Annotated in this window: 13 protein-coding genes; 7 read left to right on the top strand and 6 right to left on the bottom strand. The window is 42.4% G+C overall.

Annotation, left to right across the window (positions count from 1 at the left end; all coding sequences use genetic code 11):
- Window position 1: 1 nt before the first annotated feature.
- Both dnaN and dnaA read right to left on the bottom strand, forming a co-directional pair.
- Entirely contained in the window at window positions 2-1,111 is a 1,110-nt protein-coding gene (gene dnaN / locus Q0230_RS09960) for a DNA polymerase III subunit beta (RefSeq protein WP_298609837.1), read from the bottom strand.
- A 202-nt stretch (window positions 1,112-1,313) separates the two neighbouring features.
- The gene (dnaA, locus tag Q0230_RS09955; RefSeq protein WP_298609836.1) at window positions 1,314-2,729 is read right to left on the bottom strand and encodes a chromosomal replication initiator protein DnaA; all 1,416 of its coding nucleotides are present in this window, start codon (window positions 2,727-2,729) and stop codon (window positions 1,314-1,316) included.
- Between the two features lie 238 nt (window positions 2,730-2,967).
- Between dnaA and rpmH the strand changes: the two genes are divergently transcribed.
- The 4 genes from rpmH to mnmE are packed head-to-tail and all read left to right on the top strand — an operon-like array spanning window position 2,968 to window position 6,552.
- Complete coding sequence (gene rpmH / locus Q0230_RS09950; RefSeq protein WP_298609835.1) at window positions 2,968-3,102, top strand: 50S ribosomal protein L34; 135 nt, start codon at window positions 2,968-2,970, stop codon at window positions 3,100-3,102.
- A gap of 13 nt (window positions 3,103-3,115) precedes the next feature.
- Entirely contained in the window at window positions 3,116-3,505 is a 390-nt protein-coding gene (rnpA, locus tag Q0230_RS09945; protein ID WP_298609834.1) for a ribonuclease P protein component, read from the top strand.
- 31 nt (window positions 3,506-3,536) lie between these two features.
- Complete coding sequence (gene yidC / locus Q0230_RS09940; protein ID WP_298609833.1) at window positions 3,537-5,210, top strand: membrane protein insertase YidC; 1,674 nt, start codon at window positions 3,537-3,539, stop codon at window positions 5,208-5,210.
- Between the two features lie 7 nt (window positions 5,211-5,217).
- Window positions 5,218-6,552 carry a tRNA uridine-5-carboxymethylaminomethyl(34) synthesis GTPase MnmE gene (gene mnmE, locus Q0230_RS09935; RefSeq protein ID WP_298609832.1) on the top strand — a complete coding sequence of 445 codons (1,335 nt, stop codon included), beginning with the start codon at window positions 5,218-5,220 and terminating at the stop codon, window positions 6,550-6,552.
- 72 nt (window positions 6,553-6,624) lie between these two features.
- Here mnmE and Q0230_RS09930 read toward each other — a convergent pair whose 3' ends face one another.
- On the bottom strand, window positions 6,625-7,122 hold the full coding sequence (locus Q0230_RS09930; RefSeq protein ID WP_298609831.1) for an invasion associated locus B family protein: 498 nt from the start codon (window positions 7,120-7,122) through the stop codon (window positions 6,625-6,627).
- A gap of 465 nt (window positions 7,123-7,587) precedes the next feature.
- Here Q0230_RS09930 and ppk2 point away from each other — a divergent pair, with 465 nt between their 5' ends.
- Together ppk2 and polA are read left to right on the top strand one after the other, a co-directional pair.
- Entirely contained in the window at window positions 7,588-8,331 is a 744-nt protein-coding gene (gene ppk2 / locus Q0230_RS09925; protein ID WP_298609976.1) for a polyphosphate kinase 2, read from the top strand.
- A 130-nt stretch (window positions 8,332-8,461) separates the two neighbouring features.
- Entirely contained in the window at window positions 8,462-11,221 is a 2,760-nt protein-coding gene (gene polA, locus Q0230_RS09920) for a DNA polymerase I (protein ID WP_298609830.1), read from the top strand.
- 606 nt (window positions 11,222-11,827) lie between these two features.
- Here the strand turns inward: polA and Q0230_RS09915 are convergent.
- Complete coding sequence (locus Q0230_RS09915) at window positions 11,828-12,139, bottom strand: hypothetical protein (RefSeq protein ID WP_298609829.1); 312 nt, start codon at window positions 12,137-12,139, stop codon at window positions 11,828-11,830.
- Between the two features lie 498 nt (window positions 12,140-12,637).
- Between Q0230_RS09915 and Q0230_RS09910 the strand changes: the two genes are divergently transcribed.
- A complete protein-coding gene (locus Q0230_RS09910) occupies window positions 12,638-14,155 on the top strand; it encodes a DUF4080 domain-containing protein (RefSeq protein WP_298609828.1) in 1,518 nt (505 codons plus the stop codon).
- A 30-nt stretch (window positions 14,156-14,185) separates the two neighbouring features.
- On the opposite strand, the gene Q0230_RS09905 is transcribed toward Q0230_RS09910, so the two are convergent.
- Window positions 14,186-15,196 (bottom strand): hypothetical protein, encoded by a 1,011-nt coding sequence (locus tag Q0230_RS09905; RefSeq protein WP_298609827.1) that lies wholly within the window; start codon window positions 15,194-15,196, stop codon window positions 14,186-14,188.
- A gap of 165 nt (window positions 15,197-15,361) precedes the next feature.
- Window positions 15,362-16,699 carry a hypothetical protein gene (locus Q0230_RS09900; protein WP_298609826.1) on the bottom strand — a complete coding sequence of 446 codons (1,338 nt, stop codon included), beginning with the start codon at window positions 16,697-16,699 and terminating at the stop codon, window positions 15,362-15,364.
- Between the last annotated feature and the right edge of the window lie 110 nt (window positions 16,700-16,809).

Here is a 16,809-nt window from a genome sequence, read left to right as displayed (position 1 = left end):
CCTATAGACGAATGGGCATGATGACATTACGAATTGCCTCATCTTGAGGGTCGGTTACTAAAGCACTACTCTCAGGTGAATTAAGTTGTAAAACAATAGTATCGTTATTGATATGATTAATCGCATCCAAAAGGTAATTGACATTAAAACCGATATTAAACTCTTCGCCTTGATAATAAATATCTAATTCATCTTGAGCTGTTTCTTGCTCTGGATTATTCGATTGAACCGTTAGTGTATTCGGTTTTAAGTTTAGCCGTACACCTCTAAATTTTTCATTAGAAAGAATTGCAACCCGTGTCAGCATGTCTTTAAAAGCTTTCCGATCCACTTCAATACTAATTCGCCCTTTAGCAGGAACAGCAGCTTGATAATCTGGGTAGCGGCCATCGACTAATTTGGTAGTAAATTGTAAATTATCAAGCTGTACTCTTAAATGATTTTGACTAATTTGCAAACTGACTGGCGTTTTAGCGTCACTACGCAATAGTCGAGTTAATTCAATTACACCTTTACGCGGCAGAATAAACTGCACTGACTTATCCACAATATTTAATTCCTGTGGATAAGTATACAAAGAAAGTCGATGTCCATCTGTTGAGACTGTGCGTAAATAAGTTGGGGATAACTCTAACAAGAGCCCATTCAAATAATAACGTACATCCTGATTCGCCATTGCAAAGGCTGTGCTATCAAGTAAAACCTTTAAATCTGCTTCAGGTAGTTCTAATTGGTAACTTTCACCAATATCCTCAAGGCTAGGAAAATCTTCGGCTGGTAAAGTAGCTAATTCAAACCGACTACGTCCACAACTTACCAAAACACGCTGATTATCCAAAACTTCAATGGCGATTAAGCTTTCAGCAGGTAAAGACTTGCAAATATCAGCAAGCTTACGTGCAGGTAGAGTAATTGAGCCTTCAGTTGCATCTACTAGAAAACTAGACGTTGCAATCTCTAGTTCAAGATCAGTACCACGCCAGTAGCTACGGCTGTTAGCAATTGTCAGTAGCACGTTTTCTAAAATCGCTGATGTATTACGTTTCTCGATAGCGCCTAGAGTTGCTTGCAGGGCTTCGAGTAAGGTTTCACGAGTTTGTATTAATTTCATTTAGATATATAAATCTTTACTATAATAATAATAGAGTCAACAAAATCTGTGGATAAGTCCTCTATCTAGTTGAATTTAAAGCTTAATAGCTAATTAAAAACTAGGTGAATGAACTGTATAACAACCTGTGGATAAGATGTGGATGGTTTTGACACTCTAAGTTATCCACAGCTTTTCCCCATAACTATCCTTATACTTATCCCTAACTTGTTAGACTCCGTATGAGAATCCGATAGTCCTCTTCCATGCGAGGATCAGACTCGCGTAATTCAGCTATTTTCCGACAAGCATGCAGTACCGTAGTATGATCGCGCCCGCCAAATTCTGTACCAATTTCAGGCAAACTGTGGCTAGTAAGCTCTTTCGCCAGAGCCATTGCTACCTGACGTGGACGCGCCACAGAACGTGTGCGACGTTTGGAGTCCATTTCCGTAGCGCGTACATTGTAGTGTTTAGCAACCAGCTTTTTAATATTACTGATCGATACCATTTTATCTTGGCTCGCTAGCTGATCACGCAACACATCATGCACGAAGTCCATATTGATTTCGTAAATACAACGTAAACGCATACTCGCAATCACACGTTGCAAGGCGCCTTCTAAATCCCGAATGTTCGAACGGAAATGTTTAGCAATAAAAAATGCAATATCTTTAGGTAAATGTAATTCGTGATCCTCAGCCTTTTTACGTAAGATAGCTACTCGCGTTTCTAAATCAGGTGGCTCAATTTGCATCGTTAAGCCCCAATTGAAACGTGAGCGCAAACGGTCATCTAAACCTTCTACATCCCGTGGATAGCGATCACTGGTTAAAATAATCTGCTTTTGCCCCTCTAATAAAGCATTAAAAGTATGAAAAAATTCCTCCATCGAGCGATCTTTATTTGCGAAGAATTGAATATCATCGATTAATAAGGCGTCTACACTACGATAATGTTGTTTAAACTCTTCAATGCGTGAAGTACGTAAAGCATTTACCATATCGTTTACAAATCGTTCAGCATAGACATATAAAACATGGGCTTCAGGATTAGCTTTGAGAATGCAATTACCGATCGCGTGCATTAAATGAGTTTTTCCTAAACCAACTCCACCATAGAGAAATAAAGGGTTATAGGAAGTACCTGGATTCTCACCTACCTGTAACGCAGCAGCACGTGCTAATTGATTAGATTTACCTTCTACAAAGTTTTCGAAGGTCATCTTGCTATTTAAAGCATTAACAAAGCGTTCTGAAACCGGAGCTGGGGTTGCTGCGCTAAAGTCGATAGAGTTAGCTATATTCGTTGCTAGTGGCAGGGGTGTTGCTAGCACAGGCGCTGCTATAGACGGCTCTACAACTGGGGCAGGTGAGGCTGCTTTAGGTATAGGTTTAGGTGCACTACGTGAGCCAATTTGCAGCATTACATCAAAGCTATGATCCCCTGACAAATTCCGTACATGGCGAACTATATGCGGCAGAAAAACTTCATGAATATGTTGTAAAACAATTGGATTCGGGGCAAGTAGATACAGGGCTTTAGGTTTCTCAACTGCATGTAAACTTCTTAACCACGTATTGATTTCTTGGCTAGGAAATTCATGTTCGAGTTGAGTTAGGCATTGTTGCCAAAGCATAAACGAGCGTCCCGTGGTGGTGAACAGGAAAATATGATTAGAATGGATCAGGCTATTATAGAGCCTGCAGGAAGTTATCCACAAGCTTAAGAACTTTGTTTGTGGATAAGCTCTTCACTTGACAAAACTAAGCTTATCAAGTAATTTGCCTGACCTTTTAGCGGCTGGGCTAAGGCATCTTTTTGCATTTAACCCAAGCAAAACTGCGTTTAATTCAAATTTTTGTTGGTGTATTGCAATGAAAAGAACCTTCCAACCTAGCAATTTACGTCATGCGCGTAAACAAGGTTTCCGTGCTCGTATGAGTACTGCTGATGGGCGTAAAGTACTGAGTGCACGTCGTGCAAAAGGTCGCAAAAACCTAATTCCATAATTTTAGAATTAGCGTGGCTGCTTATCCGCGCACCTGTCGTCTGACTCGGCCTAGCGAATTCCAGCGTGTTTTTGAGCGTGGTTTGCATCGACGAGTTCAGGTTCAAGGCTTATTTGCCCGTGTGCGCGAAAGCTCCCGTAGCGAGCCTCGATTAGGGTTTGCTTTATCAAAACGCTCTTTAAAACACGCTGTTGATCGTAATCGTATTAAGCGTTTAGTACGAGAAAGTTTTCGTCTGCATCGTGCAAACCTACCTAAATTAGATATTGTGATCATCACACAGTCTGAGGTGGCACAACTTAACAACGCTGCTATACTGCAGCAGCTTGTAATCTTATGGGAGCAATTAAGTCGGTTATATCCTGCTTTAAAAACGACTCCTCAAGCCAAAATGACCCTTTAAAAGCTTTAACTCCCCAATATTGGATTGAATCATGATGGATTCCCAACGCCCGTTTCTATACCTGACCCTAATTTTCTTGGGGTTTTTGTTATGGACTAGCTGGCAACAAGATCACGCTCCTAAGCCTTTACCTACACCAACAACACAAACCAGTACAGAAGCTAGCTCAGTGCCTAGTCAAACGGCTAACAGTGCATCTAGTGCATCTCAAACGGTACCTGCTATTCCAAATGGGAGTGGTATTACCACCGGAGCTGGGCAAATTGTTCGTGTTAAAACTGATGTTTTAGATCTACAAATTAGTACCAAAGGTGGCGATATTGTCGCTGCAGATTTATTAACTTATCCCATTAGTTTAGAAGAAAAAAATAAGCCAGTTCGTATTCTAGATTTAAATGGGCGCAGTTATGTCGCTCAGTCAGGTTTGCAACATCAAGCGGTTAATGGCCAAGCAGCAGATACTTTAGCACCTAATCATCTAGCTGATTTTAGCGTCGAAAAAACTGAATATGCCTTAGGTGCTGATCAAGCTGAAGTAGTGGTGCCTTTAGTGTGGCAAGGGCCAAATGGTGTGGTAGTCACCAAACGTTATCGCCTAAAAAAAGGTAGTTTCGATGTTAGTTTAGAAGAAGAGGTTAAGAATAATTCTAGCCAAGTTTGGGTAGGCTCGGAATATCGTCAGCTCAAACATGGGCCGAGTCATGTAGACAATAATGTGCTCACCAGTGGAGTTCGAGCTTTCGTAGGGGGTGCTTATTATGCGGATGACAAATATAAAAAGCTGAACTTCAAAGATATGAAAGAGCCACTGACCGCAACTGCCACTGGTGGTTGGGTTAGTATGCTAGAGCATTATTTTATTAGTGCTTGGATTCCGCCCCAAGATCAGCAAAACACCTATTACAGTATGGAGCTGCAACAGAATGGTACGCCTAACTATATCTTAGGGGTACGCAGCCCAGTTAAAGAAATTGTACCAGGTGGTGTGGATACTTTTAAAAGCCAGATTTGGATTGGCCCTAAGGTTCAAGATGATTTGGAAAAGATTGCTAAAGGCTTAGATTTAACGGTTGATTATGGGATTTTTGCCTTTGTCTCTAAACCTATTTTCTGGCTGATGCAGGCGATTCATTCATTTGTGGGGAACTGGGGCTGGACTATTATCCTACTGACCTTATTTATTAAACTCTTATTCTTCTGGCCTTCGGCTGCTAGCTATAAATCAATGGCTAAAATGAAAGCCGTTTCACCGAAGATGAAGGAGATTAATGAGCGCTTTTCGGGTGATCCACAAGCTAAACAAAAAGCGATGATGGAGCTGTATAAGAAGGAAAAAATTAATCCCCTAGGTGGTTGTTTACCGATCTTGATTCAAATTCCGGTATTCATGGGCTTGTATTGGGTACTTTTAGAAAGCGTTGAGTTACGTCAGGCACCTTGGATTCTGTGGTACAAGGATTTATCGATTATGGATCCTTACTTTGTACTACCGCTGTTAATGGGCGCAAGTATGTTCCTACAACAGAAATTGAATCCTCCACAAATGGATCCAGTACAACAGAAAATTTTCCAATTCTTGCCATTGATCTTTACCTTTATGTTCCTTTGGTTCCCTGCAGGTTTAGTGTTGTATTGGGTTGTGAACAACGTCTTATCCATTGCACAACAATGGTTTATTAATAAAAAGATCGTAGGGCACGCTTAAGACAAAGATGAATACCGATACCATTGCTGCGGTGGCAACTCCGCCTGGACGAGGGGGTATCGGTATTATTCGTCTCTCTGGTTCAAATCTAAAATCCTTGGTTGAGCAGTTGCTTGGCCAAGTACCCCCTGCACGTGCCGCTAGCCACCGTTTATTTCGTGCTCAAGATGGCAGTATTTTAGATGATGGCTTAGCTTTATTTTTTCCTGCACCACATTCGTTTACTGGTGAAGACGTTTTAGAGCTACAAGGGCATGGTGGAGTAGTCGTGCTGGATATGCTGCTGAAGCGTTGCGTAGAGTTAGGCGCCCGCTTAGCCCGTCCTGGTGAGTTTTCCGAACGCGCTTTTCTAAACAATAAATTGGATCTCACTCAAGCGGAGGCGATTGCCGATTTAATCGATTCTAGCTCTGAGCAGGCAGCGCGTTCTGCGTTGCGTTCCTTACAAGGTGATTTTTCTAAAGCTGTGGATAACTTACTCACAGCTCTGATTGAACTACGTGTTTATGTAGAAGCAGCCTTAGATTTTCCTGATGAGGAAATAGATTTTCTAGCAGATTCAGCCATCACCCAACGTCTTACCAACATTAAGCAACAGTTAGCGGAAATTTTTCAAAAAGCACAACAAGGCAGTTTATTGCGTGATGGTATGCACCTAGTCATTGTAGGGCGGCCTAATGCTGGTAAATCTAGTTTATTAAATGCGCTCGCTGGCCAAGAAACCGCTATTGTTACCGATATTGCAGGCACGACTCGTGATGTCTTACGTGAGCGAATTAATCTAGAAGGTATGCCTTTACATATTGTTGATACCGCAGGCTTACGGGAAAGTTATGATCCGGTTGAAAAAATTGGGATTGAACGCGCTTGGCGTGAAGTTGAAAAAGCTGATTTGGTGTTAATGCTAGTCGATGATACGCAGTCAGAAAGTGCTGAGCATCATGCGATTTTAGACAAGCTTCCAGCCACTATTCCAGTACTAACAGTGCATAATAAAGTCGATCTAACTGGTAAAGCAGTCGGCAAGCAAGGGCAGCATCTGTATATTTCAGCTAAACAAGGTTTAGGTTTAGATGTACTTAAAACAGAACTAAAGACACGCATGGGCTATCAAGGGGAACGCGAAGATACCTTTATGGCAAGACGGCGTCATTTACAAGCGTTAGAGATTACCCAAGCCGCTGTGGGGCGAGCTGAGCAGCAATTACTGGTTTTTAATGCAGGTGAATTAATGGCTGAAGAGTTGCGCTTAGCACAAGATGCTTTAGGGCAAATTACAGGTAAATTCACCTCTGATGATTTATTAGGCGAAATTTTTAGTTCCTTCTGTATTGGAAAGTAAACCTTCATCTATATACCCCAATAATGGTTAAAAGATTGGGGTATATGCAAGCTTGTTTCTCTACACTTTAATTTATTTAACTGCTTTTAAGCCGGGTGCTAAACCTTTCAATGAAATGGGGAAAATCACTGGCTCTTTATTAGGGCCTGGACGATAAGCGAGTAAGGCGCGTTGCCCCTTAGAAATCTGCTGCATCATGGCATTATCTAAAGTAAAGCCTGCACGGCAGCCTTGTTGGTCGCATTTACCTTGGAAGGCGACCGCTTGGTTTTTGTCGACTTTTAATTGTACACCCTGTTTCATATCTACTCCTTTCGGCAATTCGAAAATTGCGGTCGGGAAAGGTTTGCCTTTGCCATAACCTAAAACAGTAATCATTAAAGGCTGTTTGCTGCCCTTTTCAGATAAAACTTGTTGGACATAGCATACTTCGGATTTATCAGGGGTTGTTTCACATTTAACCCCCCAATCTCCAAAACGTTGCCCTGCTTTAGCACCTGCTGCATTAGCATTACTTGCCAATAAAGCCACTACCGCTAAAACAACAAACTGTCCGAATTTTAAACTCATCGTTTAGTCTCCACTATAATAATCAGTGCGTAAGAATTTCATTATAGCATTCGAAATCCTTTGACATTCATCAACGCAACTCAATTGACAAATAACATACGCTTGTCTTATGACAGATTAAGGCAAGCTGGAGTTCATATGGATACGAAAGAAGAAAGTTTAACTACAGGTACAGAGGCTGGCATTGAGGCATTTAGTGCTATTCAAGCAGTGAATGCAGCTCAAGATGCACAGATTTCAGCAGCAACTGAAATCTTGGAGGAAGCTAAACAGGCGAGTCCTGCCGATGCAGCCGCCATGCTCAAACGTTTACAAGTGATGCTTGATGGTGCTTCACCAGATGACAGAGAAGCTTTAGAAGCTGCTTTGGCACGTTGGCAAACGCATGCACCGAAAGCAACAGTGAATAAGGATGATGAGCTAGTCGATAATTGGCGCTCTGCGGTTTATCCTTATAAAAATCGCATGTCACGCAAAAATTACGAAAAAGAAAAATTCCGCTTACAGGTTGAATTACTCAAGATGCAAATGTGGGTAAGAGAAACCGGACAGCGGATTGTAATTCTGTTCGAAGGTCGTGATGCAGCCGGTAAAGGAGGTACGATTAAGCGCTTTATGGAGCATATCAATCCGCGGGGTGCGCGTGTTGTTGCTTTAGAAAAACCGACTGAGGCTGAGCGTGGTCAATGGTATTTCCAACGTTATGTCCAACATTTGCCAACTGCAGGCGAAATTGTTTTATTTGACCGTTCTTGGTACAACCGTGCAGGCGTTGAGCGTGTTATGGGTTTTTGTTCTGACAAAGAATATGATGATTTCTTACGCCAAGTTCCAGAGTTTGAACGTCATTTAGCTAGCAGTGGTGTGCATTTAATTAAATTCTGGTTCTCAGTAAGTCGTGCGGAACAACGTCGTCGTTTTGAAGAACGTAAGTTACACCCTTTAAAGCAATGGAAACTCAGTCCGATCGACTTAGCTTCTTTGGATAAATGGGATTCTTATACCACCGCCAAAGAAGCGATGTTCTTCCACACGGATACCGCAGAAGCGCCTTGGACAGTAGTGAAGTCTGATTGCAAGAAACGTGCACGTTTAAATGCGATGCGTTATATCCTGCACAAAGTTCACTACACCGGTAAAGATCTACGCAATATCCAATCTATTGATCCTTTGATTGTCGGTCGTGCCAATATTATGGCTGATTTATAAGCTAAATCTTTATGTGTATTTTGCAAAGCCCCTTGTAAGGGGCTTTGTTTTTAGCGCTGATTAATTCTACTCGCTCCGATTCTGAAAGCACGCTAACCTTAAGGCTCTAAATTTTCCATGAGCTTAAACCATGAGTTCCCCTAGCAAACCCCTAATTCTAGTGGATGGGTCGTCCTATCTATTTCGCGCTTTTCATGCTTTGCCGCCTTTAACCAATTCCAAAGGTGAAGCAACCGGTGCGATACATGGGGTCTTAAATATGCTGGATAAGCTGCGGAAGGATTATGAACCTGAGCATATGGCAGTCGTCTTTGATGCTTCGGGTAACACTTTCCGTGATGCACTCTACCCTGCTTATAAAGCTAATCGTCCACCCATGCCAGATGACTTACGCAATCAAATTCAGCCGCTTTTAGATATGGTGAAAGCACTCGGCTATCCCCTACTGATGGTTGAAGGTGTAGAAGCGGATGATGTGATTGGTACACTTGCTAAGGAATATGCAGGGCCTGTAGTGATTTCGACTAGCGATAAAGATATGGCACAGCTAGTCGATGAGCGCGTACATTTAATCAATACGATGAGTAATACCTATCTAGATCCAGCCGGTGTGGTAGCGAAGTTCGGTGTGCGCCCAGAGCGAATTCGTGATTATTTAGCCCTGATGGGTGACGCAGTGGATAATGTGCCGGGTGTGGATAAAGTGGGGCCAAAAACTGCGGTTAAATGGCTAGAAGAATATGACTCCCTTGCACGGATCATGCAGGGTGCTGCAGGGTTTAAAGGCAAGGTTGGTGAAAACCTGCGCTCAGCTTTGGCGCATTTGCCTTTGTCTTATGAATTAGTCACGATTAAATGTGATGTGCCCTTAGACCTAAGCCCAGAGGATTTAGCCTTTAGCTCACCAGATCTAGAGGCTTTACGTGAACTTTATACACGTTATGAATTCCGCTCGCGCTTGAATGCTTTAGATAAATTAGAGCCGCCTAAGTCAACTAACCCTAATGCGGTCAATTCCGTCTCTGTACCCTCTTCCTTGCCTTTGCACTTAAGTTTACCGCCTGTTAAAGCTATCACTGACACCGAGTATCAGACCATTCTCACCCAAGCTGAGTTGGATCAGTGGCTTACTCGCCTACAAACGGCTGGTGAGTTTGCCTTTGATACCGAAACCACTAGTTTGAGTTATATGGATGCGCAAATTGTGGGAGTGTCCTTTGCTCTGAAGGCTGGTGAAGCCGCTTATTTACCGCTGGCGCATGATTATTTAGGTGCACCGGTACAGTTAAATCGTGAAGTTGCCTTAGCCCAACTCAAACCCTTATTAGAAAACCCAAGTTTGGGCAAGATTGGGCAAAATCTGAAATATGACCGCAATGTCCTACTTAATCATGGCATTACTTTGAATGGCATTAAGCAGGATACGATGCTGGAATCCTATGTATTGGATTCAACCGCTAGCCGCCATGATTTTGATACGCTTTGTGAGCAGCATTTACAGCATACAACGATTCATTTCGAAGATATTGCGGGTAAAGGTAAAAACCAACTGACTTTTAATCAAGTTGCTTTAGAGCAAGCTACCCCGTATGCAGCAGAAGATGCTGATTATACTCTCCGTTTGCATCAATATTTTTGGCCACAACTGCAAGCCTTGGATGGGCAACGTGAATTATATGAGCAAGTGGAAATTCCCTTAGTGCCGATTCTGTCTACGATGGAACGGAATGGGGTGAAAGTCGATGCTTTAATGCTTAACAAGCAAAGTCTTGAACTTGAAAAGCGCATGCAGGAATTAGTTGAAGAGGCTTACCAAGCCGCAGGTCAAGAATTCAATTTAGCTTCACCTAAACAAATTCAAGAAATTTTCTTTGATAAACTCGGCTTACCAATTTTACGCAAAACCCCGAAAGGACAGCCCTCAACCGCCGAGGATGTATTAGAGGAGTTGGCCGATTTAGGTCATCAATTGCCGGCTTTAATTTTGGAGCATCGTGGTTTAAGTAAATTGAAGTCGACTTATACCGATCGGTTGCCTGAGCAGATTAATGCCCGTACAGGGCGCGTACATACCTCCTATCATCAAGCGGTAGCTGCAACGGGGCGACTTTCCTCCACTGAGCCGAACTTGCAAAATATCCCGATTCGTACTGCAGCAGGACGGCGGATTCGCCAAGCTTTTATTGCTGAGCAGGGCTGTAAATTATTAGCTGCCGATTATTCACAAATTGAATTACGTATTATGGCGCATTTGTCAGGTGACAAAAGCTTACTCCATGCATTTGCTCATGGCTTGGACGTGCATCGCGCTACTGCAGCTGAAGTATTTGGGATGAGCTTAGAAACAGTCACCACTGAACAACGCCGTGCTGCCAAGGCTATTAATTTTGGTTTGATCTATGGTATGTCTGCCTTTGGCTTAGCACGGCAATTAAATGTGGATCGGCGCGAAGCTCAGGCTTATGTTGATTTATATTTTGCGCGTTATCCTGGCGTGAAAGCCTATATGGAAAATACTCGTGAGCAAGCGCGCGCCCAAGGTTATGTAGAGACTTTATTTGGACGCCGCTTATTCTTACCTGATATTAAAGCGCGTAATGCAGCCACTCGCCAATACGCAGAGCGCACGGCGATTAATGCACCAATGCAGGGGACTGCGGCAGATATTATTAAAAAAGCCATGATCGCTGTCGATCACTGGTTACGCACTAGCCAAGTGCAGACCAAAATGATCCTGCAGGTGCATGATGAATTAGTCTTTGAAGTCCCTGAAGCTGAATTAAGTTTAGTGCAGCCAAAAATTGCTGAGCTTATGACTAATGCAGTTAGTTTATCAGTACCATTATTGGTAGAAACTGGCATTGGTACTCATTGGGATGAGGCGCATTAAGAAAAAAGGCATCTCAGTTAAGATGCCTTTAACCTAAATGATTTAAAACTGACTGCTTAGGGGGAGAAATCATTGTTTAGCATTTTCACGCAAAGCTCGGGCATGCTCGAGGTGCCGTTAAGGCTATTTTGATTAATCAAGGCGTGCCGTTCAGCCTCTAGACTATAAGCTACATGAATAGAACTTGTGCAAGTTGCTAAGGCAATAGTTGAACCCACCGATAAAGCATATTTATTATTCATTTTGTACTTTTTGAGATATTCACTAAATAGTTATTTTTTTAATTTATAGTTAAATAATATTTATTTAATAAGTAGAAATAATCAGTCCAACTTGTTAATCGAGGGTTTAGGGTGATAAGGTGGGCTTTGGTTGTTAACTTAAACTATAGGGCGTTTGTTGTTTAGCTAACTACAAACCACTGATCTGCCAGTTAATAAACGTTATCCAAATTCTTTAGTTAAAATGATCGTATCTGCAGTAGGGGTTTTACATTCAAGTACTTATGCAAAACCATCTTTTCTGCGAAAGAAGAAAATCTTGATAGGTATGGATAAGAAAAAGCCCGCATAACGCGGGCTTGTGTCCATCCTTGGAGCTAATGAATTACCACTTAATGGTCACACTCTTGCGCCCGAAGCGCCGTGCCTTGTGATGATCCTTCCCCATGTAAATATCAATCTTTTTTTCCCAGCGTTCATGCATTTTATCGAGCACTAGGAATTCGCCATCAAACCCACTGATCCGTACCTTAGCTTTGCGTTTTAATCCATATTTATAGAGCAGGTCACGAGATACAGCGATGGCTTTCATGCCTGGGCGTAAACGATCACCCCAAGCAGCGAGGTCTGGATTTCCATCCGTTTGACTCGGTAGAGAATTATAAGCAGTCGCAGTTACGCGAAGACTGATTGTCATCTCCTTCTTTCCGGCAGCTAGCGCTGGACTTGAGCAAACAAGCGCCATTACTAGCAAAGCTAGAAAATGGTTAAACAAAGTCATAACAATAACCTAACAGTTTGTTTATAAAGGTAATTCATGGCTAGTCTTACGACTGGGCTATGAATCGGGGCGAACTGTAACACGTGCTTCTGTAAGGATGAATAGGCTAAGTCGCCATTTTTTGGATGGTAGTTTGTCCGATAAATGGATGATTTTTATGCTTATTTATTTTTTTTATGTAATGATAAAAAAACACTGAAGCCAGTTAAAATAAGGCTTGCAGCCTCTCTTGACAAAAATAAAAAATTATGATTCTTAAAAAAATGAACTATCTAAAAAATAGATTGATTGAACTAAATGTTGCGATAAATGTCGCATTAAAACTACATCTTATCTCTTTACAACAACCCTAAAATCAGATTCGTTATCCATTTTGTGCTAGACTGCGCTTCGCTTCCCCCATCATTAATCTATATGCCCGAAATTTTGCTTTCTACGCTTAATGCACGTTATACCCATGCCTCCCTAGGGCTAAGATATTTATTTGCGAATTTGGGCAGTTTACAGGCTCAGAGTGAACTACTAGAGTTCACTATCGCCATGCGTCCTTTAGACATCGCCGAGCAGATTTTGGTCAAACAGCCTAAAATGATCGGTTTCGGGGTCTATATTTGGAATGTAGCGGAAACGATGGCGGTAGTGAGTTTGCTAAAAATGCTGCAGCCTCAATTAATCATTATAATAGGCGGGCCAGAAGTCAGTTATGAAGCTAAAGGGCAAAACATTAGTCAACAAGCTGATTATGTGATTAGTGGAGCTGCTGAGCAAAGTTTGCGCGAGTTATGCACTCAGCTGTTAAATGGACAGTTACCAAAAGAAAAATTTATTCAAAGCCCACTGATTCCCTTAGCCCAGCTAAATTTACCTTATGATTACTACACGGATACCGATCTTAAGCAACGGTTTGTATATGTAGAGGCTTCACGGGGTTGCCCTTTTAAATGTGAGTTTTGTTTGTCGGCTTTAGATAAAACCGCTTATCCTTTTGAGCTAACTCGGTTTTTAGCTGAAATGGAACAACTGTGGCAACGCGGTTTACGCCATTTTAAATTTGTTGATCGCACTTTTAATTTAAAAATAGCTACTACCCAAACTATTTTAGAGTTTTTCCTTGCACGTTTGGATGCTGAAACCTTCCTACACTTTGAACTAGTGCCTGACCATTTGCCGGATGCTTTAAAAGAATGCATTCAGCGTTTTCCAGCTGGCAGCTTACAGTTTGAAATCGGTATCCAAACGTTCAACTCTGAAGTACAAGCGTTAATTAGTCGTAAGCAAGATAATGTCAAGTCTATTGAGAACCTGCGCTGGCTGCGTCAGCATAGTACTGCACATTTACACACGGATTTAATTTTTGGGCTACCAGGTGAGGATCTGGCAAGCTTTGCTCAAGGCTTTGATCAGTTAGTGGCTTTGCATCCACATGAGATTCAAGTAGGAATTCTCAAGCGTCTACGGGGTGCACCGATTATTCGCCATACGGAAGCTTTCGGCCTCATCTTTAATCCCTATCCGCCTTATAACATTCTGGCGACTGATCGGATTGATCCGTTCACTATGCAAAAGATGAATCGCTTTGCGCGTTATTGGGATTTAATCGGTAATTCAGGGCGTTTCGAGCATAGTTTGGATTTACTACTTGGTGAAACGCCGTTTGCACGTTTTTGGATTCTGAGTGAGCAACTTCATCAACGTTCTGGGCAAACCCATCAAATTGCTTTGCCACGTTTATTTAAATTGGTACACGAAATTGCTTTAAGTGACTTGGGGCTAGATGAAGCTTTTACGGAGCAATTATTATTAGATTATGCGCGGAGTGGGCAAAAAGGTGAGATTCCCTTTGTGCCGGGATTGCGCCAAAGAGTGGTACAACAAGCAGGTACAGATGCACGCAAACAGCGTCAAGTCCGTCATGCAATAGATAATAGCTAGCAGCCTAATACTACTAGCTATCTTTATACTTTAAACAATCGGATTGCGATAAGTATCGACCCGATTTTGCCAGCCACGTAGCCAACGTGCTTCGTTACGAGATGGATCTGAGTTTTGTACACGGCGTTGTAAGACGCGCATTGCTGCATCAGCAAATTCATGGAGTGCTTGTTGACCATGCGCAGTCGGACGCATTTCCTCAAGCACTTGGCGTAAACCCCAGTTTTGGCCACGATAGCCACCGTTTCCTAGGCCTTCACCTTTGAAATTCACATAATCAATGAGTGCATACCAGCCGCCGGGCGTATTTGCTACTGCATTCAGATTACGTGCTACGGTGGACTGTTGATTAGAGGCTTTCACAAGTTTAGGCATGGCTGTACGGGTACGGTCTACAATGTATTGAGCTTGCAGTTCGCGTGTGTTGTACAAAAGGTTTTGTAACTGTTGAACTTGGGGCGAGTTTTTCTGTGCCATCAGTTCTTCACGGGTAGACCAAGGTGCACCTTGTACCCGTGCTTGTTGTAACCAACCGGGTAATTGAACTCCATTTTGTGCCATATAATCCAATAAACCGGGGAAGGTATTACCAAAGCTCTGACGGCGACCTGCTGGATACCAAGTGAAGTGACCAATCCCCATGGAAGCAAAGTCTTCACCATCATTCCAATGCACTAGATTATTTAAATTTCCACCACCTTCATTGTTGAAAATCTGATCGCCAATTGCCCGTAATTCTGCTCTAGACAAACGGGGCATTTGATTATTGCTAACCATTTGCGGTGGAATTGAAGGAATACCATAACCCCCCTGTGGGTCTTGGTAATTCATATTCGGTTTTGGATAAGCATGCGGAATATTGCGTTGATAGCCTAGCTGTTGGTCTTTCGGAACACGTACAGCTTGTTGTGCGTATGGTGGACGTACCACAGACGTACCTACTAATGCATCCGCTTCAGGAATCGCTTGGGGATTTTGACTACAAGCAGACAGGCCCATACCTGCAATTGCAGCCAGTGCAAATAGATTTTGTTTTTTCATTAGTCGTTGCCGTTCGTTGTTTTTATTATTAGGATTTGTCATCCAAATATAAAATCATTCACAAAGCTGCTTAAATTTACCCGACGAGCTGCCCGCTCCTTGCGCATCCTCGCAGTTTCTGCCTGAACGGTGACTGATTAATTAAAATGATTTATACAAATCACTCTAAACTAGCTGATTTGCTTCAGATGTTTTACGGGCTTTTGGGAGGACTAAGGTTTTTTTGAAACGTCGCCAAAAATTGTCATTGGCAGTGGGTGCTGCTGGTGGGGTACTAAGCGTTTTAACTGAAGCTTGGCGAGTTCTTTTTGCTGAGTTCTGTTTGGGCTGAGAGTTAGTTTCTATTTTGCTTGAGCTAACGTGTTTGCCTTGGAGGCTAGCTACCTGTTTCGCTTGCTCATTTTCTACTAATTTGCGCAGTATCAAATCATTTGTATTGGGTAACTCGGCAAGGCTATTGTGCGTAGTATAATTTTTCACCAAACAATGCACGCTTAAACCTGCCTGATAAGCATGTGCCACTAACTCGCGATTGCGTTCCATCGCTGCATTTAAGAGTTTGCCTTGTCTGAGGGCTTGGGCAGTATCTAAGCTAATGTTCAAATGCCTTAGGCCAGCTGCACGAGCTGCAACAAAAGTATTCAAATCGAGGCCTAAAGGATTTTTACCATCTAAATAAATCGTCGCCAGCCAGCGACAACCCGGAACAACAGCTTGGATATTATCAATTAAACCATGCCACATGGCTAAGTTGGTATTGAGACTAGTATCGAGGAAGATAAAATCTTTGCACTGATAACGTTCGGCCTGAATCTGTAGTTCTTCTAAAACGCTTTGTACCGGACGACTGCTATAAACATATTGCTTATTTTCTAATCGAGTCGTGCGTCCTGTAAGGATAGGGATTAAAGCTGAGCGATGCGTCTGCCAAGCAAAATCTGATAAATCCGGTAACGGCAATAATTCTAAATCTTGTAACGGTGGTGCACTGAAAGTTTCCAATTCTAGCCCTGACTGGCAAATACCTGGCCATACAGCTAAATCTTGTTTACGCAGGAGGGTCTCTACCACATCAACAATAACCCAATCAGCTTCACCCACGAAAACCGCAGTGATACCCCTTAAACTTAACCACAAAGGTAAGTCTTCACTGCTACAGCTTGTTAAGCAAGCTCCACCTAAAATCAGTGGTAGCTCTAAATCAGCCGCGTAGTTAGCTAAGTGTTGAACAGTTGCATAATGGTTTAAATAACTAGGAATTAAAATTAGATCAGGATGAGTATTCTCTAAATATTTTTGGATATTTGTCAGATTCAACTCAGGCTGGCTAAGGTTATGCTTAAGCCTTTGATTTGTAGGTGGTTCACTAGGGGTGGCGGTCGTTAGGGTTTTCACCTCTACTTGTAATCCGGCAGCGCGTAAGGGCGTGACTAAATAAGCAATGGATAAGTCAGGGTAAGTGAGTTTGGAATTCAGATTAATGATTAAGATTCTAGCCATCATGACAGGTCCTTTTGTCCGTGGAAGCGCCAGTATCTTAGTGATTTAGGTGAGGCTGTCATGTTTTAAACGTTTCTCACCGCTAAAGCGACCTATCTAACCGATGAGCTGTC

Source organism: uncultured Thiothrix sp. (assembly GCF_937876535.1).
Classification (GTDB): Bacteria; Pseudomonadota; Gammaproteobacteria; order Thiotrichales; family Thiotrichaceae; genus Thiolinea.
This window is presented reverse-complemented; position numbering and strand designations above follow the sequence as displayed.